This window comes from Streptomyces sp. NPDC048415 (assembly GCF_040651675.1).
Lineage (GTDB): Bacteria > Actinomycetota > Actinomycetes > Streptomycetales > Streptomycetaceae > Streptomyces.
This window is the reverse complement of the sequence record NZ_JBEZKJ010000095.1, coordinates 1-22,219: the sequence shown is the minus strand read 5'-3', so window position 1 is coordinate 22,219 and position 22,219 is coordinate 1. Positions and strand designations below refer to the sequence as shown.

20 protein-coding genes and 1 riboswitch are annotated in these 22,219 nt (G+C 70.3%); of the genes, 11 read left to right on the top strand and 9 right to left on the bottom strand.

Translation table 11 applies throughout. The features are described 5' to 3' along the window. Window positions 1-89: 89 nt before the first annotated feature. The 3 genes from rsgA to AB0D27_RS37525 all read right to left on the bottom strand — a co-directional run bounded on the left by rsgA (window position 90) and on the right by AB0D27_RS37525 (window position 3,384). Window positions 90-1,100 carry a ribosome small subunit-dependent GTPase A gene (rsgA, locus tag AB0D27_RS37535; RefSeq protein WP_362517830.1) on the bottom strand — a complete coding sequence of 337 codons (1,011 nt, stop codon included), beginning with the start codon at window positions 1,098-1,100 and terminating at the stop codon, window positions 90-92. Window positions 1,101-1,116: 16 nt separating this feature from the next. Next, the gene (aroA, locus tag AB0D27_RS37530) at window positions 1,117-2,457 is read right to left on the bottom strand and encodes a 3-phosphoshikimate 1-carboxyvinyltransferase (RefSeq protein WP_362517827.1); all 1,341 of its coding nucleotides are present in this window, start codon (window positions 2,455-2,457) and stop codon (window positions 1,117-1,119) included. 204 nt (window positions 2,458-2,661) lie between these two features. Beyond that, a complete protein-coding gene (locus AB0D27_RS37525; protein WP_362517824.1) occupies window positions 2,662-3,384 on the bottom strand; it encodes a M50 family metallopeptidase in 723 nt (240 codons plus the stop codon). A gap of 50 nt (window positions 3,385-3,434) precedes the next feature. On the opposite strand from AB0D27_RS37525, the gene AB0D27_RS37520 reads away from it, so the two are divergent. The 10 genes from AB0D27_RS37520 to AB0D27_RS37475 all read left to right on the top strand — a co-directional run bounded on the left by AB0D27_RS37520 (window position 3,435) and on the right by AB0D27_RS37475 (window position 13,574). Then, window positions 3,435-4,250 (top strand): SOS response-associated peptidase, encoded by an 816-nt coding sequence (locus AB0D27_RS37520; protein ID WP_362517821.1) that lies wholly within the window; start codon window positions 3,435-3,437, stop codon window positions 4,248-4,250. 1 nt (window position 4,251) lies between these two features. After that, window positions 4,252-4,887, top strand: a complete 636-nt coding sequence (locus tag AB0D27_RS37515; protein WP_362517818.1) for an alpha/beta family hydrolase — start codon at window positions 4,252-4,254, stop codon at window positions 4,885-4,887. Between the two features lie 255 nt (window positions 4,888-5,142). Beyond that, a complete protein-coding gene (gene sigR / locus AB0D27_RS37510; RefSeq protein ID WP_355784440.1) occupies window positions 5,143-5,835 on the top strand; it encodes an RNA polymerase sigma factor SigR in 693 nt (230 codons plus the stop codon). Then, complete coding sequence (gene rsrA, locus AB0D27_RS37505; RefSeq protein ID WP_362517815.1) at window positions 5,832-6,134, top strand: mycothiol system anti-sigma-R factor; 303 nt, start codon at window positions 5,832-5,834, stop codon at window positions 6,132-6,134. Before sigR ends, rsrA begins: the two co-directional genes overlap by 4 nt. Before the next feature lie 146 nt (window positions 6,135-6,280). Continuing rightward, complete coding sequence (locus AB0D27_RS37500; protein ID WP_362517812.1) at window positions 6,281-7,708, top strand: HD-GYP domain-containing protein; 1,428 nt, start codon at window positions 6,281-6,283, stop codon at window positions 7,706-7,708. Continuing rightward, on the top strand, window positions 7,705-8,979 hold the full coding sequence (locus AB0D27_RS37495; protein ID WP_362517809.1) for an HD domain-containing protein: 1,275 nt from the start codon (window positions 7,705-7,707) through the stop codon (window positions 8,977-8,979). The genes AB0D27_RS37500 and AB0D27_RS37495 overlap by 4 nt, the downstream gene beginning before the upstream one ends. 153 nt (window positions 8,980-9,132) lie before the next feature. Beyond that, on the top strand, window positions 9,133-10,113 hold the full coding sequence (locus AB0D27_RS37490; RefSeq protein WP_362517806.1) for a hypothetical protein: 981 nt from the start codon (window positions 9,133-9,135) through the stop codon (window positions 10,111-10,113). Between the two features lie 59 nt (window positions 10,114-10,172). After that, window positions 10,173-10,823, top strand: coding sequence for a peptide deformylase (def, locus tag AB0D27_RS37485; protein WP_362517803.1), 651 nt, complete (start codon window positions 10,173-10,175; stop codon window positions 10,821-10,823). 298 nt (window positions 10,824-11,121) lie between these two features. After that, on the top strand, window positions 11,122-12,207 hold the full coding sequence (gene cyc1, locus AB0D27_RS37480) for an epi-isozizaene synthase (RefSeq protein WP_362517800.1): 1,086 nt from the start codon (window positions 11,122-11,124) through the stop codon (window positions 12,205-12,207). After that, window positions 12,204-13,574 (top strand): cytochrome P450, encoded by a 1,371-nt coding sequence (locus AB0D27_RS37475; protein WP_362517799.1) that lies wholly within the window; start codon window positions 12,204-12,206, stop codon window positions 13,572-13,574. The genes cyc1 and AB0D27_RS37475 overlap by 4 nt, the downstream gene beginning before the upstream one ends. Window positions 13,575-13,621: 47 nt before the next feature. Here the strand turns inward: AB0D27_RS37475 and AB0D27_RS37470 are convergent, their stop codons facing one another. Further along, a complete protein-coding gene (locus AB0D27_RS37470; protein ID WP_362517796.1) occupies window positions 13,622-14,587 on the bottom strand; it encodes a helix-turn-helix domain-containing protein in 966 nt (321 codons plus the stop codon). A 94-nt stretch (window positions 14,588-14,681) separates the two neighbouring features. Between AB0D27_RS37470 and AB0D27_RS37465 the strand changes: the two genes are divergently transcribed. Further along, window positions 14,682-14,891, top strand: coding sequence for a hypothetical protein (locus AB0D27_RS37465; RefSeq protein WP_362517793.1), 210 nt, complete (start codon window positions 14,682-14,684; stop codon window positions 14,889-14,891). Here the strand turns inward: AB0D27_RS37465 and AB0D27_RS37460 are convergent. The 5 genes from AB0D27_RS37460 to AB0D27_RS37440 form a co-directional block, all read right to left on the bottom strand. Then, complete coding sequence (locus AB0D27_RS37460; RefSeq protein WP_362517790.1) at window positions 14,852-15,310, bottom strand: hypothetical protein; 459 nt, start codon at window positions 15,308-15,310, stop codon at window positions 14,852-14,854. The genes AB0D27_RS37465 and AB0D27_RS37460 overlap by 40 nt on opposite strands. A 103-nt stretch (window positions 15,311-15,413) precedes the next feature. Beyond that, the gene (locus tag AB0D27_RS37455) at window positions 15,414-17,492 is read right to left on the bottom strand and encodes a putative Ig domain-containing protein (protein ID WP_362517787.1); all 2,079 of its coding nucleotides are present in this window, start codon (window positions 17,490-17,492) and stop codon (window positions 15,414-15,416) included. A gap of 357 nt (window positions 17,493-17,849) precedes the next feature. Next, complete coding sequence (locus tag AB0D27_RS37450) at window positions 17,850-18,863, bottom strand: ribonucleotide-diphosphate reductase subunit beta (RefSeq protein ID WP_362517784.1); 1,014 nt, start codon at window positions 18,861-18,863, stop codon at window positions 17,850-17,852. Then, the gene (locus AB0D27_RS37445; RefSeq protein WP_362517781.1) at window positions 18,863-21,259 is read right to left on the bottom strand and encodes a ribonucleoside-diphosphate reductase subunit alpha; all 2,397 of its coding nucleotides are present in this window, start codon (window positions 21,257-21,259) and stop codon (window positions 18,863-18,865) included. The genes AB0D27_RS37450 and AB0D27_RS37445 overlap by 1 nt, the downstream gene beginning before the upstream one ends. Before the next feature lie 121 nt (window positions 21,260-21,380). Beyond that, window positions 21,381-21,535, bottom strand: a riboswitch (cobalamin riboswitch). A gap of 34 nt (window positions 21,536-21,569) precedes the next feature. Beyond that, window positions 21,570-22,088, bottom strand: a complete 519-nt coding sequence (locus AB0D27_RS37440; protein WP_362517778.1) for a GNAT family N-acetyltransferase — start codon at window positions 22,086-22,088, stop codon at window positions 21,570-21,572. Window positions 22,089-22,219: the final 131 nt, after the last annotated feature.

Sequence of the window (22,219 nt, the reverse complement as noted above, 5' to 3'; positions counted from 1 at the left end):
CTGCCCTCGGTCAGGCCAGCGGCTTCTGTGAGGTCGCTGGGTGCGATTATGCATTTACCGACACGCCGCGGACGCAAACAACGCGGAGGTCAGTCGCCTTCCTTGCGCTCGCGCGTCGCCAGCAGCCGGCGCAGGGAGTACAGCCGCTGCGGGTCCGCGTGACCGTCCGCCACCCACTGGTCCAGGGCGCAGTCCGGCTCGTCGTGGCTGCAGGCGCGCGGGCAGCCCTCGGTGCCGGGTTCGAGGTCGGGGAAGGCGTGGATGACCCGGGACGGGTCGACGTGGTGCAGGCCGAAGGAGCGGACACCCGGGGTGTCGATGACCCAGCCGGACTCGTCGGGCAGCGGAATCGCGCGCGCCGACGTGGTGGTGTGCCGGCCGCGCCCGGTGACGGCGTTGACGACTCCGGTGCTGCGCCGCCGCTCCAGGGAGACAAGCGCGTTGACCAGGGTCGTCTTGCCCACGCCCGAGTGGCCGACGAACGCCGTGATCTTGCCGTCCAGCTGCTTGCGTACGCGCTCCACCGCCTCGCCGCTCTCCAGCTCCTCGCGGCTGGTCACGACATAGGGGACGCCCAACGCCCCGTACAGCGCCAGGAGTTCGTCGGGCGAGGCCAGGTCCGACTTGGTGAGGACCAGGAGTGGGGTGAGGCCGCCGGCGTATGCCGCGACCAGGCAGCGGTCGATCAGGCGGGGGCGCGGCTCGGGGTCGGCGAGGGCGGTGACGATGGCGAGCTGGTCGGCGTTGGCGACGACCACGCGCTCGTACGGATCGTCGTCGTCGGCGGTGCGGCGCAGCACGGAGCTGCGCGGCTCGATGCGGACGATACGGGCGAGGGTGTCCTTTTCACCGGACAGGTCGCCGACGATGGCCACCCGGTCGCCGACGATCGCCGCCTTGCGGCCCAGTTCGCGGGCCTTCATCGCCATCACCACGCGGTCCTCGACGAGACAGGTGAGGCGGCCCCGGTCCACGGTGAGGACCATGCCCTCGACCGCTTCCTCGTGCTTGGGGCGGATGTTCGTACGGGGACGGTTGCCCTTGCGGTTGGGCCGCTGGCGGATGTCGTCCTCGTCGGTGTGCTTGCCGTAACGGCGCATGATCCCGGTCCGCCCGTCAGTTCCCGAGCATCCCGGTCCACAGGTCCGGGAAGTCCGGCAGCGTCTTCGCGGTCGTCGCCACGTTCTCGATCCGTACCCCCTCCACCGCCAGACCGATGATCGCGCCGGCGGTGGCCATGCGGTGGTCGTCGTAGGTGTGGAAGACGCCGCCGTGCAGTCGGCGCGGGCGGATGCTCAGGCCGTCGGCGGTCTCGGTGACGTCACCGCCGAGCTCGTTGATCTCCTTGGTGAGCGCGGCCAGCCGGTCCGTCTCGTGCAGGCGGAGGTGGGCCACGCCCCGCAGGGTCGAGGGGGAGTCGGCGAGGGCGGCGACCGCGGCGATGCCCGGGGTCAGTTCGCCGACCTCGCTCAGGTCCACGTCGATGCCATGGATCGCACCGGAACCGGTGAACTCCAGGCCACTGTCGGTCAGTTCGCAGGAACCGCCCATCTCGGTGAAGATCTCCCGCAGCTTGTCGCCCGGCTGGGTGGTGCGCGCCGGCCAGTCGGGGACGACGACCGTGCCGCCGGTCACCAGGGCCGCCGCCAGGAACGGCTGGGCGTTCGACAGATCGGGCTCGACGATCAGATCGCGGCCGAGCAGCGCGCCCGCCGTGACCCGCCACACGTTCGGCTCGCCGCCCGACTCCGGGGTGTCCACCTGGGCGCCGACCGCCCGCAGCATGTCCACGGTCATCCGGATGTGCGGCATGGAGGGCAGGCTCGAGCCGATGTGCCGGACCTCCACCCCCTGGTTGAAGCGCGGGCCGGAGAGCAGCAGCGCGGAGACGAACTGGGACGACGAGGACGCGTCGATCTCCACAGGACCGCCGTCCAGGGCGCCACCGCCGTGGACGGTCAGCGGCAGCGCGCCGCGGCCGTCGTCGTCGATACGGGCGCCGAGCAGGCGCAGCGCGTCGATCACACCGTTCAGAGGGCGCTCGTACGACCGCGGGTCGCCGTTGAAGCGGATGGGCCCGTCGGCCAGCGCGGCGACCGGGGGCAGGAAACGCATGACCGTGCCCGCGTTGCCGACGTCGACCGTGGCCGGGCCGTGCAGGCCCGAGGGGATGATCCGCCAGGCCTCGCCGGAGGCGTCCGGGCCGGCCGCGACCGTCGAGCTGGAGGCCACCGTCTCCTCGATGCCCACGCCCATAGCGCGCAGGGCGCCCGCCATCAGCAGGGTGTCGCGGGAGCGCAGCGGGCGGCGCAGCCAGCCCGGCTCGGAGGCCAGCGCGGCCAGCACGAGGGCGCGGTTGGTGACCGACTTCGAACCCGGCACGTGGACGGTCGCGTCGACGGGTCCGCTCGCGTGCGGGGCGGGCCAGAGGGCGGTGTGGGCGGGGTTCACGGTCATGCGCCCCACTTTAGTGGCGGTTCGCTCCGCCGGGTTTGGCCGGGGAGCGCGGGTCGTTCGTCGGCTGCGGCGTGCCACGGCCGGTCGCGCACCCGTCCGCGCGCGCTGCGGCGGCGCGCTTCGGCTCAGGCGGGTCGTTCGTCGGCTGCGGCGTGCCACGGCCGGTCGCGCACCCGTCCGCGCGCTACGGCGGCGCGCTACGGCTCAGACCTCCAGCAGCCAGCGGCCCCCGCCCATCAGCGAGCACAGTGACACCGCGTGGAACAGGAACAGCCACAGCCCGGCCGGTACGTGCGTGAGCCGGGACAGCTGGTCCGCGTCCGAGTCGCCCGCCCCGCCCCGCATCCGCTTGGCCTGCAGCTCGAAGGCCGGCCGGACCCCGCCGAGCAGCAGGAACCACACCACGGCGTACGCGAACGCCGCCTGCACCTGGGGTCCGGCGAGCCAGGACACCAGCAGGAAGGTGCCGCCGGTGAGGAGCACGGTGAGCGCGCCGTACGCGTTGCGGATCATCACCAGCATCACCACCAGCAGGGCCGTGGCCAGCCACAGCAGCGCGGTGATGTGGCCCGCGGCGAGCAGCGCGGCGCCGCCCAGGCCGAGCAGCGGGGGAGCGGTGTAGCCGGCCGCGGCGGTGAGGATCATGCCGAGCCCGGTCGGCTTGCCGCGGCTGACGGTGAGACCACTGGTGTCGGAGTGCAGCCGTATGCCGCTGAGGCTGCGCCCGGTGAGCAGCGCGACCAGGCCGTGGCCGCCCTCGTGCGCGATGGTGATGGCGTTGCGGGAGAGACGCCAGACGTTGTGCGGGACGATCACCGCGAGGGCGGCGACCATGGTGGCGATCACCACCCACAGGTCGGGATCCGGCTGGCTGCCGAAGACCTGGTCCCAGAGGGAGGCCAGGGAGGCGGATGCGGTGCTGTCCATTGTCGGCGGTGGCTCCCTCTGGGGTCGCGGAATCTGGCAGTGTGGCACGTATGTGCGGACGGTATGCAGCGAGTCGCAGGCCCGAGGATCTCGCAGGAATCTTTGAGGTCGAGAAGTGGGAGCCCGAGGAGACCCTGGCCCCGGATTTCAACGTGGCCCCCACCAAGGAGGTCTATGCGGTCCTGGACCGCCCCGTTAAGGACGCGGAGGACCCGGCGCCGGTTCGCCAGCTGCGCAAGCTCAAGTGGGGGCTCGTCCCCTCCTGGGCCAAGACGCCCGAGGGCGGCGCCCGGATGATCAACGCGCGCGCGGAGACGGTGCACGAGAAGCCCTCGTACCGACGCGCCTTCACCGCCCGGCGCTGCATCGTTCCCGCCGACGGCTACTACGAGTGGGTCACCGGTGCCGCCGAGCGCGACCTCGAGGTCGAGGGCAGGAAGAAGCGGCCGCGCAAGCAGCCGTACTTCGTGACACCGGCCGACGGTTCGGTCTTCGCGATGGCCGGGCTGTACGAGTTCTGGCGGGACAAGACGCTGCCGGACGACCATCCGGGGGCCTGGTGGGTGACCTGCTCGGTCATCACGACCGAGGCGGAGACCTCGCCGCTCGCCCTGGGTCCCGCCGAGGGGCCGCACGCCCTGGCCGACATCCACCCCCGGATGCCCCTGATGCTCACGCCGGACCGCTGGGACTCCTGGCTCGACCCGTCCCGCACGGACGTCGAAGACCTCCGCGAGCTGCTCACGCCGCCGCCCGCCGGGCTGATGCGGGCGTACCCCGTGTCCACGGCGGTCAGCAATGTGCGGAACAACGGGCCGGAGCTGCTCAAGGAGCTGGAGGGGCCGGAAGAGGGCACACTCTTCTGACGTGACGGATGTGACAGAGAACGTCGAGACGGACGCCGGTACGGCCCGCGTCACCTGGCATCCAGCGAAGAAGGCGCGGTTTCTGCTCGCGGTGAGTCATGGGGCCGGCGGGGGGATCGGGGCGCGGGATCTTCAGGCGCTCGCGGCGGTGCTGCCCGGGCACGGGGTGAGCGTGGCGCTCGTCGAGCAGCCCTGGCGGGTGGCCGGGAAGAAGGTGGCGCCCGCGCCGAAGACGCTCGACGTGGGATGGCGGGGAGTGTGGCCGGCGCTGCTGGGGGCCAGGCTTCCCGTGGTCGCGGGCGGACGCAGCGCCGGCGCACGGGTCGCCTGCCGGACCGCGACGGAACTCGGCGCAGCCGCCGTCTTCGCGCTCAGCTTCCCGCTGCACCCGCCGGGCAGGCCCGAGAAGTCCCGCGCCGGCGAACTGCTCGGCTCCGGAGTGCCCACCCTCGTCGTCCAGGGCGGCAACGATCCGTTCGGGAAGCCGGAGGAGTTCCCGCCCGGCTCGTACGAGCTGATCGAGGTGCCGTACGGCGATCATGGCTTCGCGGTGCCGAAACGGGCGCCCGTCAGCCAGGACGAGGCGCTGAGGACGATCACCGACGAGGTCGTGAGGTGGACCGCGTCACTCGCGTGACGCCCGGGAATGTTGCGTGTCGGACAGCTGTTGTGCCCAGCAGACAGCACGGACCGTGCTGAACCGTTCCTAGGAGAGGAAGTCCGCCGCATGGGTTCGACCACCTGCCCGAGCCGCAGCAGCCGCGCTGACCTGGACTGGACGGTGCTGCACGCGGGCAAGAACGCCCCTATTCGGGCGGCGGGCGGACACGATGTTCGTCTATCCTCCGATTCCAGTGGGACCGGTCTCGGTCTCGCTACGTCGCTGGAGGAGGTGGGTCCGGTCACTGGGACCGACGCAGGGACCGAACACGGCCAGGCGGAGCAGCCCGAGGGCCAGGGCACGAGCGACGCGACGGCGGAATCTTCCGCCGAGCGCACCGCGCGCTTCGAGCGGGACGCGCTCGAATTCCTCGACCAGATGTACTCGGCCGCCCTGCGCATGACGCGCAACCCGGCCGACGCCGAGGACCTGGTGCAGGAGACGTATGCCAAGGCGTACGCGTCCTTCCACCAGTTCCGCGAGGGCACCAACCTCAAGGCGTGGCTGTACCGCATTCTGACCAACACGTTCATCAACTCCTACCGCAAGAAGCAGCGCGAACCCCAGCGCAGCGCCGCGGAGGAGATCGAGGACTGGCAGCTCGCGCGTGCCGAGTCGCACATGTCGACGGGTCTGCGCTCCGCCGAGTCGCAGGCGCTCGACCACCTGCCCGACTCGGACGTCAAGTCGGCGCTGCAGGCGATCCCCGAGGAGTTCCGCATCGCCGTCTATCTCGCGGACGTAGAGGGCTTTGCGTACAAGGAGATCGCGGACATCATGGGGACACCCATCGGTACGGTGATGTCCCGGCTGCACCGGGGCCGTCGCCAACTGCGCGGCATGCTCGAGGACTACGCGCGTGACCGCGGGCTGGTTCCGGCCGGTGCCGGAGAGTCGAACGAAGCGAAAGGCTCGGGCTCATGAGCTGCGGAGAGCCGCACGAGACGGATTGCAGTGAGGTACTCGACCATCTCTACGAGTTCCTCGACCATGAGATGCCGGACGCGGACTGCACCAAGTTCGAGGTGCACTTCGAGGAGTGCTCCCCGTGCCTCGAGAAGTACGGCCTCGAGCAGGCCGTGAAGAAGCTGGTCAAGCGGTGCTGCGGTCATGACGACGTGCCGACCGATCTGCGTGCCAAGGTCATGGGCCGTATCGATCTGATCCGCTCCGGACAGGTCGTGCCCGAGCACGACGTGACCGCGGCGTCGCAGGAGTCCTGAACTCCGTTCCGCGGATCGTCCGTTCATCACGTCACCCGAACGTGCTAATCCGCGGGCTCCGAGCCCGCGGATTCGGCCATACCCGTCCCCGTACCACCCCCGCCGCTCTAGGCTCCGGAACCTGAGGTCGGGGGAAGGACGAGCAGATGGGGTCGGTTCCGGCGTGGGCCCGTGTGTACGTGGCCTGTGTCGTTCTCGGGGCCCTGGCCTGTCTCACTCGCCTGCCGGACATCCGTGTCGCATGGTGGGTCGTCGCGCTGCTCGCCCTGCTGTACGCGGGCTGCGAGCGGATCACACTGCCGCGCGGGCCGCGCGGTGCGGCCGCGTCCGGCCCTGACGCCCCCCAGGGCATGGGCACGTTCCTTCCCCTGCTGCTGGCCGGGGCTTTTCTGCTGCCGCCCCCGGCCGCCGCGCTCGTCGCGCTGCCGGGCGCGTTGCTCGCCCGGGTCGAACAGCGGCCGAAGGGGCTGCGCCGGATCTGGCGCGCGGCCCAGCTCGCCGTCGCCATCTGGGCGACCTCCCGGGTGCACTGGGCGCTGGGCGGCCGGGACGCGGTGGTCGCGCCCCACTTTCCGTACGCGCTCGTGCCCGTCGGCGCCGGGGTGCTCACCTTCTGCCTCGTCCTGACCGTCCTCGACGGCGGGATCCTGGCGCTCGCCGAGCGGGTGCCGGTGCGCGGAGCCTGGCGCGGGCTCTTTCCACGCTCGCTCGCGCCCGTCGCGGTGCACGGACTCGCCGGGCTGATGATGGCGGTGCTGTGGCGCAGCCCGTACGGACCCGTCGCCGCGCTGCTGGTACTGCTGCCCATGTACGTGTCGTGCTGGGTGTTCGCCCAGTACCACCGGGAACGGGCCGCCCACCAGGCCACGATCCGGGCGCTCGTCCAGGCCGTCGACATCAAGGACGGCTACACCCGCGGGCACAGTGAGCGGGTCGGGCAGGCGTCCATGATGATCGCGCGGGAACTGGGCATGGACGATCAGCGCGTCGAGGTGCTCCGGTTCGCCGGGATCCTGCACGACGTCGGCAAACTCGGCGTACCCACGCGGCTGTTGCGCAAGGACGGGCCGCTCACTCCCCAGGAGCGGCGGATCATCGAGCTGCATCCCGAGTACGGGCACGAGATGGTGCGGGGCATCGGGTTCCTCGGGGAGGCCCGGTCGGCGATCCTGCATCACCATGAGCGGCTCGACGGGAGCGGGTATCCGTACGGGCTGGTGGGCGCGCAGATTCCGGAGTTCGCGCGGGTGGTCGCGGTCGCCGACGCGTTCGACGCGATGACGTCCACCCGGTCCTATCGGCGGGCCCGGCCGGTACCGACGGCTCTCGAGGAGCTGGAGCGGTGTGCGGGGTCCCAGTTCGACCCCGGGATGGTGCGGGCGCTTGTGCGGGCGCTTTCCCGGCACGGATGGCATCCCGTTGTCACGGCGGACAGCTGTTCGCCGCTTCGCGGCGGTGTCCACCCACCCTCGCCCAAGTTCTCGGCTTCGCTCGAACAGGGGGGAACCCCACCACCCGCTTCCAGCCGGCTGAGAGGTGACCCGACAAGCACCACCCCCAGGAGCGGCCCATGAGTCTCTCCCGGCCCCTCCTCATCCTCCCCCGGCCCAGCATCGGCTCCTTCAGCGCCCTCGCCCACACCGGGACCGCCCTTCTCACCGTCCTCGCCCTCGGCGACACCCTCTGGCACGGCCTCGACGAGCGCGGTACCGCGCTCGCCTTCGGTCTCCTCATCGCCCTCGGTGAGCTGACCCGCTGGAGCGGCGCGGAGGAGCGGGAGTCGGCTCCGCTGGGGGCCGCGGGGGCGTTGTCGTACGCGCTGCTCGGCGAGCAGGCCGGGCGGACCAGTCACCACGGGGTTCTCCAGGTCGTCGCGGTCGTCGTGGCCGCGGCGCTGCTGGGATGCGTGCCGCATGTGGCCATGGGCCGGGGGCCGACCGCCGACCACCTGACCCGGCGGGTGCTGACCGTCGGGTTCGCCGCGGTGTGCTTCCAACCCCTCTACAACAACGGGCGGTTGCTGGAGTGGGGTGGTCCGGCCTACGCCCTGCTGCTGGTCGCGCTGCTCGTGCTCACCGCGTTGTGCGACGCCGTGCTCGCGGCGGCGCTGGCGCGCTCGCGGACCCGGTGGCCGTTCGGGCCGCTGCTGCGGGACGAGCTGCGGGCCATGCTCGGTATCGGGTCGGCCGTGTGCGCGACCGGGGCCGTGATGGCGCTCGCGGTCGCCGTGGTCGGGCTGTGGGCCCTGCCCGTCTTCTCGCTGCCCCTGCTGCTCACCCAGCTGTCCTTCCGGCGGTACGCCGCCGTGCGGGTCACCTACCGGCAGACCATCGCCTCCCTCGCGCGCGCGACCGAGATAGCCGGGTACACGCCGGCCGGGCACGCGCGCCGGGTGGCCGCCCTCAGCCGGGCCGTCGGCCGTGAGCTGGGGCTCTCCGAGCCCGACCTCACCGTGCTGGAGTACGCGGCGCTCATGCACGACATCGGGCAGCTCAGCCTGGTCGATCCGGTGCCCGCCGGGGCCACCGCCGTGCTCCCCGCGGACGAACAGCGGCGGATCGCGCTGCTCGGCGGCGCCGTCGTGCGGCAGACCGGGGTGGATGCCGAGGTCGCCGTGGTCGTGGAGCGGCAGGCCGACCCGTACCGGGAGCAGCCGGTGACCGCGCGAATTGTCCGGGCCGTGAACGCATACGAGGAGATGGCACGGGAAGCAGGGCCCGGAGGGCCGTTGACCGCCCTGGAGAAGCTGCGGCTCGGCAGCGCCCACGACTATCAGCCGGAAGTCGTGGAGTCGCTGGCCAGGGTCCTGTCGCGACCCGGTCTGACCCTGCCCCGGGCTGGGTAACCCATGGGTAATGAGCGCCCGTCCAGCGGTACGTGGTTGGATGCGAGGAAGAGGGTGTTCGGGGGCACCGGCCGGCCCGGGGCCGCACTGTCTCCAAGGGACTCTTCAAGGGACCAGCAGGCGGGAATCGCAAGGAACTGGCAGGCGGGAATCGTGAGGATCTTCGGCAAGGGACGGCACCGGCCCTCCGCCTCATGGCGGCAGGCCACCGACCGTGCGTTCACGCTGATCGGAGACGGCCGGTACGAGGACGCGGGCGCGCTGCTGACACGCGCCGCGGACCTGGAGCCGTGGCTGTCCGAGTCCTGGTTCAACCTGGCCCTGCTGCACAAGTTCCGGCACGACTGGGAGCAGGCACGGGCGGCGGGCCTCAGGGCCGTCGCCCTGCTCGACCGCGAGACCGGGGCGCCCGACTGGTGGAACGTGGGCATCGCGGCCACCGCCCTGCAGGACTGGCCGCTGGCCCGCCGCGCCTGGCAGGCGTACGGGCTCCGGGTGCCCGGCGGCGCCGCCGTGTCCGGGGAGCCGGTGGGCATGGACCTCGGGAGCTCGGCCGTACGGCTGTCGCCCGAGGGCGAGGCCGAGGTGGTGTGGGGGCGCAGGCTGGACCCCGCCCGTGTCGAGGTGCTGTCCATCCCGCTGCCGTCCTCCGGGCGGCGCTGGGGCGAGGTCGTGCTGCACGACGGAGTTCCGCACGGCGAGCGGACCACGGCCGCCGGGCACGCCTACCCCGTCTTCGACGAGATCGAGCTGTGGGCGCCTTCACCCGTGCCCACCTGGGTGGTCCTGCTGGAGGCGGCCACCGAGGACGACCGGGACGCGCTGGAGCAGCTCGCCGCCGACGCCGGATTCGCCGCCGAGGACTGGTCGTCGTCCGTACGGCTGCTGTGCCGGATGTGCTCCGAGTCGCGGATGCCGTCCGACGAGGGCGACGGCGAGCACCTCGACCCCCACGACCACAGCGAACCGGGCCATCCTGGGCCACTCGGCCACCGCACCGACGGGCAGCTGTGGGTGCCCGAGCGGGAGTGCGGGCTCGCGGCGCCCGCCTCGCTGGTGCGGGGCCTGCTCGACGGCTGGGTCGCGGACAGCCCGGACTCCCGGGACTGGCGGGATCTGGAAGAGGTCTGCTGAGCGCCCCTTTAGGCTGTACTCGCAGAATCTCCCAAGGTTTGAGGAAGGCGTACGTCGTCATGGCGCAGCAGGACACCGATCAGCAGCACGCGGGCGTGCTCCCCGTGGACGACGACGGCTTCGTCATCGACACCGAGGAGTGCGAGGAGCGTGAGGCGGCCTACCGCGAGGGCGGCACCTCGCGGCCGATCACGGTCGTCGGCAACCCGGTGCTGCACAAGGAGTGCAGGGACGTCAGCGAGTTCGGGGACGAGCTGGCCGGGCTGGTCGCCGACATGTTCGCCAGCCAGCGCACCGCCGAGGGCGTGGGCCTGGCCGCCAACCAGATCGGCGTCGACCTGAAGGTCTTCGTCTACGACTGCATGGACGACGAGGGCAAGCGGCACGTCGGTGTCGTCTGCAACCCGAAGCTCGTGGACCTGCCCGCCGAGCAGCGCCGTCTGGACGACAGCAACGAGGGCTGCCTGTCGGTGCCGACCGCGTACGCGCCGCTCGCCCGCCCCGACTACGCCGAGGTCACCGGCCAGGACGAGAAGGGCAACCCGGTCAAGGTGCGCGGCACCGGCTACTTCGCGCGCTGCCTCCAGCACGAGACGGACCACCTGTACGGCTATCTCTACATCGACCGGCTCTCCAAGCGCGAGCGCAAGGACGCGCTGCGGCAGATGGCCGAGAACGAGCCCCGCTACCCGATCGTCGCGAACGACTGAGACAGAAAACGACAGTTGGGGCGCAGTAGTCCTCCACGAACGGCGCCTGGTCAGAGATCCCTCCGACCAGGCGCCGTTCGCATGTACGTCGCACGTTCGATCCCTTGTGGGCCTCTAATGATCCATATTCAGTCACACAAGGGGAGATTCTCGGCACTGTGGGGTAGTGAGTGGAGCAAATCCGTTCCCAGAACGGTCAGTTGTGGTGCTGAATGGGAAGTGCGGGGATACGCAACGGCGCACGCCCGGCACAGCGGGAGGGGCGCAGCGTCAACAGGCGGCTGAGAGGGGTTTGTTCGTGCATGCTTTCTCACACGGCACTTCATCGACACCGACAGTGGTCGCGGTTCCACCGGCGCTCTCTCTCCCGGTGATCGAGGCGGCGTTTCCTCGTCAACTGCACCCGTATTGGCCCAGGCTCCAGGAGAAGACCAGGGCGTGGCTGCTCGAAAAGCGGCTCATGCCCGCGGACAAGGTCGAGGAATATGCCGACGGACTGTGCTATACGGACCTCATGGCGGGCTACTACGTGGGCGCTCCCGACGAGGTCATGCAGGCGATAGCGGACTACAGCGCGTGGTTCTTCGTCTGGGACGACCGCCACGACCGCGATGTCATCCATGGCCGCGCCGAAGCCTGGCAGCAGCTCAGGTCCCGGCTGCACGCGGCCCTCGACTCCCCCAGAGAACACCTGCACCATCAGGATCCCCTGGTAGCGGGGTTCGCGGACAGCATGGTGCGCCTGTACTCGTTCCTCAGCAAGAAGTGGAACGAGCGGTTCGCGCTCCACTTCCACGCGGTGATCGAGGCGTACGACCGGGAGTTCCGAAACCGGACCTCCGGCACCGTCCCGACGGTCGCGGAATATCTCGAACTCCGCCGGCTGACATTCGCGCACTGGATCTGGACCGACCTTCTGGAACCGAGTGCCGGGTACGAACTCCCGGCTTCGGTGCGGAAACACCCGGCATATCACCGGGCGGCGCTGCTCAGCCAGGAATTCGCCGCCTGGTACAACGATCTGTGCTCACTCCCCAAGGAAATCGCGGGCGACGAGGTCCACAATCTCGGAATCAGTCTCATTCACCATGAGGGGCTGACGCTCGAAGAATCCGTCACGGAAGTACGGCGGCGCGTCGAGGAATGCATCGTGGAATTCCTCGTCGCCGAAAAGGATGTATTACGGCTCGCCGACTCCCTCGCGGACGGCACGGTGAGGGGAAAGGCGACAAGCATCGCCGTGCGGGCGTGCCTCGGAAATATGCGGAACTGGTTCAGCTCCGTGTACTGGTTCCACCACGAGTCGGGCCGGTACATGGTCGACAGCTGGGACGACCGCTCCACACCCCCGTACGTCAACAATGAAGCGGCAGGTGAGAAATGACCGTCGAGTCCGTACGACCCGAGGTGACCGAGGTACTTCAGCTGTCCACCCCGCCCCTCGCGGGTGGCGGCGTGCCCGGTCTCGGCCACGGCTGGAAACTGGTCCGCGACCCGCTGGGCTTCCTGACCCAGCTGCGCGACCACGGCGACGTCGTCCGGCTCAAGCTGGGCCCCAAGACGGTGTACGCCGTCACCACCTCCGCGCTCACCGGGGCGCTGGCGCTCAACCCCGACTACGAGATCGGCGGCCCCCTGTGGGAGTCCCTCGAGGGACTGCTCGGCAAGAAGGGGGTCGCCACCGCCAACGGACCGCAGCACCGGCGCCAGCGGCGGACCATACAGCCTGCGTTCCGGGCCGACATCATTCCCGAGTACGGGCCGATCATGGAGGAGGAGGCGCGCGCCTTCGCCGCCCGCTGGGAGTCGGGGGCGGCTGTCGACTGCACCTCGGAGTCGTTCCGTGTGGCCGTCCGCATCGCGGCCCGCTGTCTGCTGCGCGGCAAGTTCATGGACGAGCGGGCCGAGCGGCTGAGCATCGCGCTCGCCACCGTCTTCCGGGGCATGTACCGGCGCATGGTGATCCCGGCGGGTCCGCTCTATCGGCTGCCGCTTCCCTCGATGCGCAAATTCGACCGCGCATTGGCCGATTTGCATGACCTCGTCGACGAGATCATCGACGAACGCCGGTCATCTGGTCAAAAGCCGGACGATTTGCTGACGGCATTGCTGGAAGCGAAGGACGACAACGGCGACCCCATCGACGAACAGGAGATCCACGACCAAGTCGTCGCGATACTCACCCCCGGCAGTGAAACCATCGCGTCCTCGATCATGTCGCTCCTGCAGGTCCTCACCGAACACCCGGAACAGGCGGACAAGGTGGCCGCGGAGGCCAAATCCGTCGCGGGGGACCGGCCCGTCGGATTCGACGACGTCCGGCAGCTGTCGCACACCAACAATGTCGTCGTCGAGACGATGCGTTTGCGTCCCGCCGTATGGATATTGACGCGGCGGGCGGTGACCGAAACCGAGCTGGGTGGCTATCGCATTCCGGCCGGGGCGGACATCGTCTACAGCCCGTACGCGATCCAGCGCGATCCCCGGTCGTACCAGCAGCACCTGGTTTTCGACCCCGACCGCTGGCTTCCGGAACGGTCCAAGGACATCCCGAAGTACGCCATGCGCCCGTTCAGCGTGGGCAACCGGAAGTGCCCCAGTGACCACTTCTCGATGGCCCAGCTCGCGCTGATCACGGCGACCGTGGCCTCCCGCTGGCGCTTCGGGCAGGTGCCCGCATCCAACGACGCGACCCGCGTCGGCATCACCCTGCGGCCGCACAATCTGCTGCTGAAGGCCGAGCCGCGCTAGCGCTCGGCCCTCGGACCAGCTCCGACCGCGTGCCCACTGGTGCGCGTTCAGGCAGCCCGTGGGCCCCTGAACGCGCGCCGGTACGACTGCGGGGTCGTCCCCAGACTCCGCACGAACTGATGGCGCAGCGCGGCCGCGTTGCCGAACCCGGCGCGGCCCGCGATCGCGTCCATCGTCTCGTCCGTGGCCTCCAGCAATTCCTGCGCCAGCAGCACTCGTTGGCGCAGGACCCAGCGGTACGGAGTCGTCCCGGTCTCCTGCTGGAAGCGGCGCGCGAAGGTGCGCGGGGACATGAGGGCGCGGGCCGCGAGCTGTTCGACGGTCACCTCCTCGTCGAGGTGCCGCTGCATCCACACCAGCACCTCGCCGACCGTGTCGCACCGGGAGCGGGGCAGTGGCCGCTCGATGTACTGGGCCTGGCCGCCGTCGCGGTGCGGGGGTACGACCATGCGCCGGGCGATGGCGTTGGCGACCTCCGGGCCGTGCTCCTTGCGCACGAGGTGCAGACAGGCGTCGATTCCGGCGGCGGTGCCCGCCGAGGTGATCACCGGATCCTCGTCCACGTACAGCACGTCCGGCTCGACGATCGCGCGCGGATACTGCCGGGCGAGCGCCTCGGCGTGATGCCAGTGCACCGCGCAGCGCCGCCCGTCCAGCAGCCCGGCCGCGCCCAGCACGAAGACACCGGAGCAGACGCTGAGCACCCGGGCGCCCCGCTCGACGGCCCGGCGCAGCGCGTCGAGCAGTGCGGGCGGATACTCGCGCACGGCGTAGGTCTCCCCGGCCGGTACGACGACGAGGTCGGCCTCGTCGAGCCGGTCGAGGCCGTGCGGAGTGGAGACGGTGAACCCCGGCACGTGGGTGTCGAGCGTCGGCCCCTCGGCCGAGGCGACCGCGAAGTCGTAGACCGGCAGTCCCTCGTCGCTGCGGTCGAGCCCGAACACCTCGCAGACGACGCCGAGTTCGAAGGGGTGGACTCCGTCGAGCAGGGCCACGGCCACGTTCTTCAGCATGTTCTTCAGTGTGCCGCATCAGTGGCAGTAATTCGAGGGTGTGCGGCAGTCCTGCCACTGACGGTAAGGAGCGAACGGCGCGACAGTGGTGTTCATGAACACACTCATGGACAACCTCGTCGGGATCCTGACCGTCCTGGGGATCTTCGTGGTCGTGGCGCTGCCGTCACTGGTCGGTCTCGCGCACGAACGGCGCGTCGACCGTCAGCTCAGGGAGGCCGACGCCGACCGTTCACGCTCGGACACCGGCCGCCCCGCACGGCCTCACGGCTTCGTCACCACCACTGTGACCGTCCACTCCTGAAGGCCCTTGCACGAGATCCGCGCCGGATCGCTGGGGCACAACGGCCGGGACGAGGTGAGGTGGGCCGTCCCGGCCGAGACCGCCTTGAAGGCGGAGGACGCGTCGCCCGCCTGAAGGACGATGCCACTGTTGGTGGCCCGCACCCCGCCGCCGCTGACCTTCACAGGTGCCCAGGGCCTGCTGGTGGTGCCGTCCAGGGCGACGCGGATCACCTCGCCGGTCGTCAGGCAGAGCGTGTGGCCGGTGTCGGCGGCGCTCAGCTCCGCCTTCGGTGTGGCGCAGCCCTTCGCGGGTGTCGTGGGGGACGGCGACACGGTGCCGCTGCCGCCCGCGTCACTGCCGCTTCGCGTGCCACAGCCCGCGAGGAGAAGCGTCAGTGCCGCGAGGGCGATCATCCGGTGGTGGGTCGTTCGGCGCATGGGGTGACCTCCTTGCCGCTTGGACGTGTCACCCAGGCATCAGGATCCCCATCCGGGCAGGAAAAAGCCCTGGCCGCGCGAGGGCGGCCAGGGCCTCGGTGCGTCAGCTGGTCGTCACGGCGGTGTCGTCGACGACGAAGCTGGTCTGGAGCGAGGAGTCCTCGACGCCGCTGAACTTCAGCGTGACGGTGGAACCGGCGAAGGAGGACAGGTCGAAGGTCTTCTGGACGTACCCGGAAGCCTTGTTGAGGTTGGAGTAGGTCGCCAGCGTGGTGGAGCCGGCGGTGACGGTGAGCTTGTCGTAGGCCGTGCTGGTGCTGGTCTCGGCCGTGTCGATGTGCAGGTAGAAGGTGAAGCTGGCCTTGCAGCCGCTCGGGATCGTCACCGACTGGGACAGCGTGTCGGTGTGGGTCGAGCCGTAGCCGTCCAGCCACGCCTTGTACGAGCCCGCGTGGGCGGCCTCACTGCTGGAGTTGGTGATGACACCGCTCGACGCGGTCCAGGTGGTGTTGCCCGACTCGAAGCCCGGGTTGCCGAGCAGCTGCGCCGAGGTGCAGGTGCCGCCGCCCGAGGTGCTGACGGTCCAGGTGAAGGAGGCCGAACCGGAGGCGCCCGTGCTGTCGGTCGCGGTGACGGTGGTGCTGTACGTGCCCGCGGTGCTCGCGGTGCCGGAGATCAGACCGGTCGAGCTGTTGATCGACAGGCCGGACGGCAGGCCGCTGGCGCTGTAGGTGAGGGTCGCCCCCGCGCTGTCGCTCGCCGAGATATGCAGGCTGACCGAGCCGCCGGTCGCGGTGGACTGGCTGCCCGGGTTGGTGACGGTCACGGTGTTGCCGGTGCTGGTGCCGGACGCGAACGCGGTGGTGCCGTCGGGGGTGCCCCAGCCGGTCGGTCCGTCGTAGCCGGTGCCCGCGGTGCAGAAGTACGAGGTGGAGCAGGAGCCGTTGTTGCCGCTGGTCACGTCGTACAGGTTGGAGGTGTGGGAGTACGGGTACTTCGCCGGGTAGTCGCTGGAGCCCGGGGTGCCGGCCAGCGCGTAGACGCCCGCGATGATCGGCGCGGAGGCACTCGTACCGCCGTAGACCGCCCAGCCGGAGCCGCCGTACGTGTCATAGACGGCAACGCCCGTCGCAGGGTCGGCGACGGCGGAGACGTCGGCCTCCATGCGCTTGGAGCAGCCGGTGTCGGTCTGCCAGCTGGGCTTCGCGTCGTAGGCGGAGCAGCCCGAACCGGTGCCCTCGGTGGAGCTGGTCTTCCACACGGACTCGGTCCAGCCGCGGGAGTTGGAGGAGGTGCTCAGCGCGGTGCCGCCGACGGCGGTGACGTACTGGGAGGTGGCCGGCCACTCGGCACCGTAGGCGGAGTCACCTGAGGAGACGGTGATCGCGACGCCGGGGTGCTTGAAGTACGCGGTGTCCGAGCTGGTCTGGGAGGAGGACTCGGAGCCGCCCCAGCTGTTGGAGACGAACTTGGCACCGAGCGAGACGGCCTCGTTCTCGGCGGTGCCGAGGTCGGCGTCCGTGGCGGAGTTGGCCTCGACGAGGATGATGTTGCAGTTGGGGCAGACCGCGCTGACCATGTCGATGTCGAGCGCTTCCTCGCCCGCCCAGCCGGTGTCGTTCGTCGGCAGGGAGGTGGTCGAGCCGGTCTGGCTGACCTGCTTGAAGCAGCCGTTGGCCTTGGTGCAGGCCGACAGGCCGAACTGCGAGCGGTAGGTGGCGAGGTCCGACTCGGCGTTGGGGTCGTTGTACGCGTCGACCACCGCGACCGTCAGGCCCGAACCGCCGGTCGAGGGCAGGCTGTAGGCGCTGTGCAGGTTGGCCGGGCTGAGGCCCGACACCGCGGCGGCGGCGTTCGGGGATATCGCGGCGGCGAGCTTCTGCCTGATGTCGGTGCGCCGCTCGGCGAAGCAGGACGCGTGATGCGCGCTCGGCGCGCCGCACAGGTGCGTGGTCGGCACCTTCTGGCCGGCCTTGCCGGTCGAGTGAACGGCCTGCGCGGCGGGGGAGGTCAGGGCCTTCGCGTTCTGGGTGGCCCGGGAGACGTGCGCGGTGGGCGCCGGCTGGGCGTCCGCGGGCGCGGCCGCGGCGAACCCGGCGACCCCGAGGGCCAGGGCGGGAAGCGCGGCGGTCAGGAGTCTTCGCAGTCTCCGGGCCGGTCTGGCGGAGCGTGTCTGACGCATGGGGGTGCTGCCTCCATCGGTTTGAGGCGGGGATCGCGTCGGCCGGGGTAGGGCCGTACGCGGCTCCACAGCCGGAAGTGGGGGTTCTCGGCGCTGAAAGGCAGGCCCCGTGACGCGCGTAGCGTGAACAAGGGAGCAAACGTGTCGTGGGCATGCCAATTCAGTCGAACTGCCATGCCGCTGTGCGTGACATGTCAGGACGGCCAGAACCTAGCCGGGCCGGACGGTGGCGGACAGGCACGCCCGAAGAACTTTGCCCCTCCATGGGTGCTCCATGGACGGGGCATAGCCGCCCCATGGGCCGGACGCGACGACGCCGGGCCGCGTGGACGGCCCGGCGTGATCCATGACGCTCGGTCAGAAGTCCTCGTCGAGGTCGACCGTGCCCTCCACCGCGACCTGATAGGCGGACGGGCGCCGCTCGAAGAAGTTGGTCAGCTCCTGGACACCCTGGAGCTCCATGAAGGAGAACGGGTTCTCGGAGCCGTACACCGGCGCGAAGCCCAGCCGCGTCAGACGCTGGTCGGCCACGCACTCCAGGTACTGCCGCATCGAGTCGGTGTTCATGCCCGGCAGGCCGTCACCGCACAGGTCGCGCGCGAACTGCAGCTCGGCCTCGACGGCCTCCCGCAGCATGTCCGTCACCTGCTGCTGGAGCTGGTCGTCGAAGAGCTCCGGCTCCTCCTTGCGGACCGTGTCGACCACCTCGAACGCGAAGGACATGTGCATCGTCTCGTCGCGGAACACCCAGTTGGTGCCGGTGGCGAGGCCGTGCAGAAGGCCCCGGCTGCGGAACCAGTACACGTAGGCGAAGGCGCCGTAGAAGAAGAGCCCCTCGATGCACGCGGCGAAGCAGATGAGGTTCAGCAGGAAGCGGCGGCGGTCGGCCTGCGTCTCCAGCCGGTCCAGCTTCTCCACCGAGTCCATCCACTTGAAGCAGAACCCGGCCTTCTCCCGGATGGAGGGGATGTTCTCGACGGCGGCGAACGCGGCCGTCCGGTCCTCCGGGTCGGGCAGGTAGGTGTCCAGCAGCGTCAGATAGAACTGGACGTGCACCGCTTCCTCGAAGAGCTGCCGGCTCAGGTAGAGCCGTGCCTCGGGGGAGTTGATGTGCTTGTACAGCGTCAGCACCAGGTTGTTCGCCACGATCGAGTCGCCCGTCGCGAAGAACGCGACCAGCCGGCCGATCAGATGCTGCTCACTCGGCGTGAGCTTGGCGAGGTCGGCGACGTCCGAGTGGAGGTCGACCTCCTCGACGGTCCAGGTGTTCTTGATCGCGTCCCGGTAGCGCTCGTAGAAGTCCGGGTAGCGCATGGGGCGCAGAGTGAGTTCGAAGCCCGGAGCGAGCAGATTCTTGGTTTCGCTGGACATTACTGGCAGGCCTCGCAGGACTCGGGGTTCTCAAGGGAGCAGGCGACGGCGTCCTCGTCGGGAGTCGCCTGCATGGGGATCGGGGTCTGCGCCTGTGCGGCGCGGGCGATGCGGGTCGCCGGGCGGGAGCGCAAGTAGTACGTCGTCTTCAGGCCCGACTTCCAGGCGTAGGCGTACATCGAGGAGAGCTTGCCGATGGTCGGGGTCTCCAGGAACAGGTTCAGCGACTGGGCCTGGTCCAGGAACGGGGTCCGGGCGGCGGCCATGTCGATGAGGTCGCGCTGCGGGATCTCCCATGCCGTCCGGTACAGGTTGCGGACGTCCCTTGGCACCCAGCTGAAGCCCTGCACCGAGCCGCCCGACTCGCGCAGCGCCTCCCGGGTCTGCGCGTCCCACACACCGAGCTTCTTCAGCTCGTCCACCAGATAGGAGTTGACCTGGAGGAACTCGCCGGAGAGCGTCTCACGCTTGAAGAGGTTCGACACCTGGGGCTCGATGCACTCGTACACACCCGCGATGGACGCGATGGTCGCGGTGGGTGCGATGGCGAGGAGCAGCGAGTTGCGCATGCCGACGGCGGCGATACGTTCGCGCAGGGCCGCCCAGCGCTCGGGCCAGGTGAGTTGGGCGTTCGGATAGTGGTCGGGGTGCAGTACGCCCCGGGCGGTCCTCGTGCGGGACCAGGCGGGCAGCGGGCCGTTGCGCTCGGCGAGGTCCGCGGAGGCCTCGTACGCGGCGAGCATGATGCGCTCGGCGATACGGGTGGAGAGAGCCTTCGCCTCGGCCGAGTCGAAGGGCAGCCGCAGCTTGAAGAAGACGTCCTGGAGGCCCATCGCGCCGAGGCCCACCGGGCGCCACTTGGCGTTGGAGCGGCCCGCCTGCTCGGTCGGATAGAAGTTGATGTCGACGACACGGTCGAGGAAGGTGACGGCGGTGCGCACGGTGGCGTCGAGCCGCTCCCAGTCGATCTCCGAACCGGCCACGAAGGCACCGAGGTTGACCGAGCCCAGGTTGCAGACCGCCGTCTCCCCGTCGTCCGTGACCTCCAGGATCTCGGTGCACAGGTTGGAGGAGTGGACGGTGTGGCCCGGCTCCGCCGTCTGGTTGGCGGTGCGGTTGGCGGCGTCCTTGAAGGTCATCCAGCCGTTGCCGGTCTGCGCGAGGGTGCGCATCATGCGGCCGTAGAGGTCGCGGGCCGGGATGGTCTTCTTCGCCAGCCCGGCCTCCTCCGCCCTGCGGTACGCGGAGTCGAACGCGTCGCCCCACAGATCGACCAGCTCGGGCACGTCGGCCGGGGAGAAGAGGGACCAGACGCCGTCCTCGTTCACCCGGCGCATGAACTCGTCCGGGATCCAGTGCGCGAGGTTCAGGTTGTGCGTACGCCGGGCGTCCTCACCGGTGTTGTCGCGCAGCTCCAGGAACTCCTCGATGTCGGAGTGCCAGGTCTCCAGGTAGACGGCGGCCGCGCCCTTGCGCCGGCCCCCCTGGTTCACGGCGGCGACCGAGGCGTCGAGGGTCTTCAGGAACGGGACGATGCCGTTGGAGTGCCCGTTCGTGCCGCGGATCAGCGAACCGCGGGAGCGGATACGGGAATACGACAGGCCGATGCCGCCCGCGTGCTTCGAGAGCCGGGCCACCTGGTGGTAGCGGTCGTAGATGGAGTCCAGCTCGTCCAGCGGGGAGTCGAGGAGGTAGCAGGACGACATCTGCGGGTGCCGCGTACCGGAGTTGAAGAGCGTGGGGGAGGAGGGCAGATAGTCGAGGCGGCTCATCAGGCCGTAGAGCGCGGCGACTTCGTCGAGGGCCCTGGTCGTGTCGTCCTCGGCCAGGCCCGACGCCACACGGAGCAGGAAGTGCTGGGGCGTCTCGATGACCTTGCGGGTGATCGGGTGCCGGAGCAGATAGCGGCTGTGCAGGGTGCGCAGGCCGAAGTAGCCGAAGCGGTCGTCGGCGCCCTCAGCGAAGGAGGCGGCGATCAGCGCGTCGAGGCGGGCCGTGTGCAGGCGGACGAACTCGGCCGTACGGTCCGCGATGAGGCCCTCACGGTGGCCGACGGCCACCGACTCGGAGAAGGAGGTGACGCCCTGCGAGGCGGCCTCCGCCGCGATGCTGATCGTCAAGAGCCGGGCGGCCAGCCGCGAGTAGGCCGGGTCCTCGGAGATGAGGCCGGCCGCGGCCTCCGTGGCCAGTTCGCGCAGCTCCGCGGTGATCTCGGCGGCGGCCCCACGAGCCGACCGGCCGCGCAGCGCGGCGGCGGCGACCCGGCCGGGGTCGGCGTCGGGGAGGTCGGCGGTGAGATCGGTCAGGGTCCGCAGCAGCGCGGCACCGGGACCGTCCGGCTCCACCGGGGCCTGCTGCGCGAAAGCTGAGGCCGGATCGGCTGGCGCGATGGTCACGTGGGGCTCTCCCTCGCTCGGCACGGGGCCAAGGGAAAGCGGCGGGGCACACGAGCGCGCACGGCGTCGCGTCCACCGGCCTATTCCGCGAGGCCCGGACGTCGTCGGCGCCCGGGCCGGACGGCCGGGGCGCGCTGTCGGCAGGTCCTCGGACTGACCACATGCGCGAATGCGCATGAATACACCGTTGCGGGACAGTTCCGGATTCGCACCGGATTCCCCTGCGACGACAGCGAGCATGAGCATACATCTTGTGCCGGGCTCCGGGAGCACCCCCACATGTTGTGTCGTGTCGGCTTCGGAGGGTGCGCTACGGAGTGTGCTGGAGCGTCAACTCGTAGGTGAGCAGCACGATGTCGTCGAGGTGCGGGATCGGGTTCCAGTCGCGGGCGGGGGTGCGGGTGAAGCCGAGACGTTCGTAGATGCGGTGGGCGGTGCGCATGGTGCGCTGGGTGGACAGCACCACGCGTACGCAGCCGTCCGTGGCCCGTGCGCGGTCGACGCAGGTGCGTACGAGGGCTTCGCCGGCGCCTCTGCCCCGGGCCTCGGGGGCGACGGCGAGCATGCGGATCTCGGCCTCGCCGGGCCGCGCAATGTCCGCCATGGGTCCGCCGGCCGGTACGAAGGTCACGCCGCCGAGCACCCGGTCACCCTCGACGGCGACCAGTACATCGGCCGCCGCGGCTCGCTTCGCGACGTCCCGCAGCTCGCCGAGATACTCGTCGCTCTCCCCGAAGTCGAGCAGTCCGTCCCCGAGATAGGCCTGCGCGGTGATCTCGCCGACGGTGGGGTACTCCTCGGGCCGCGCCCGCCTCGTCACGATGTCCATGCAGGTGAGTGTGCGGGAGGAGACGAGCGCGGGCAGGTGGTTTTCGGGAGCCGTCGGCTGTACCGGCCGGTACAGAGAGATCTACGTGGGCGGCGTGGGGGTGGCGCTCGGCTATCTAGGCCTGATCGACC

Bases quoted from the DNA above. Each gene is read 5' to 3' on its own strand.
- rsgA (WP_362517830.1), bottom strand. From the start codon at position 1,100: ATGCGCCGTTACGGCAAGCACACCGACGAGGACGACATCCGCCAGCGG.
- aroA (WP_362517827.1), bottom strand. From the start codon at position 2,457: ATGACCGTGAACCCCGCCCACACCGCCCTCTGGCCCGCCCCGCACGCG.
- AB0D27_RS37525 (WP_362517824.1), bottom strand. From the start codon at position 3,384: ATGGACAGCACCGCATCCGCCTCCCTGGCCTCCCTCTGGGACCAGGTC.
- AB0D27_RS37520 (WP_362517821.1), top strand. From the start codon at position 3,435: ATGTGCGGACGGTATGCAGCGAGTCGCAGGCCCGAGGATCTCGCAGGA.
- rsrA (WP_362517815.1), top strand. From the start codon at position 5,832: ATGAGCTGCGGAGAGCCGCACGAGACGGATTGCAGTGAGGTACTCGAC.
- AB0D27_RS37500 (WP_362517812.1), top strand. From the start codon at position 6,281: ATGGGGTCGGTTCCGGCGTGGGCCCGTGTGTACGTGGCCTGTGTCGTT.
- AB0D27_RS37495 (WP_362517809.1), top strand. From the start codon at position 7,705: ATGAGTCTCTCCCGGCCCCTCCTCATCCTCCCCCGGCCCAGCATCGGC.
- def (WP_362517803.1), top strand. From the start codon at position 10,173: ATGGCGCAGCAGGACACCGATCAGCAGCACGCGGGCGTGCTCCCCGTG.
- AB0D27_RS37475 (WP_362517799.1), top strand. From the start codon at position 12,204: ATGACCGTCGAGTCCGTACGACCCGAGGTGACCGAGGTACTTCAGCTG.
- AB0D27_RS37470 (WP_362517796.1), bottom strand. From the start codon at position 14,587: ATGCTGAAGAACGTGGCCGTGGCCCTGCTCGACGGAGTCCACCCCTTC.
- AB0D27_RS37465 (WP_362517793.1), top strand. From the start codon at position 14,682: ATGAACACACTCATGGACAACCTCGTCGGGATCCTGACCGTCCTGGGG.
- AB0D27_RS37460 (WP_362517790.1), bottom strand. From the start codon at position 15,310: ATGCGCCGAACGACCCACCACCGGATGATCGCCCTCGCGGCACTGACG.
- AB0D27_RS37455 (WP_362517787.1), bottom strand. From the start codon at position 17,492: ATGCGTCAGACACGCTCCGCCAGACCGGCCCGGAGACTGCGAAGACTC.
- AB0D27_RS37450 (WP_362517784.1), bottom strand. From the start codon at position 18,863: ATGTCCAGCGAAACCAAGAATCTGCTCGCTCCGGGCTTCGAACTCACT.
- AB0D27_RS37440 (WP_362517778.1), bottom strand. From the start codon at position 22,088: ATGGACATCGTGACGAGGCGGGCGCGGCCCGAGGAGTACCCCACCGTC.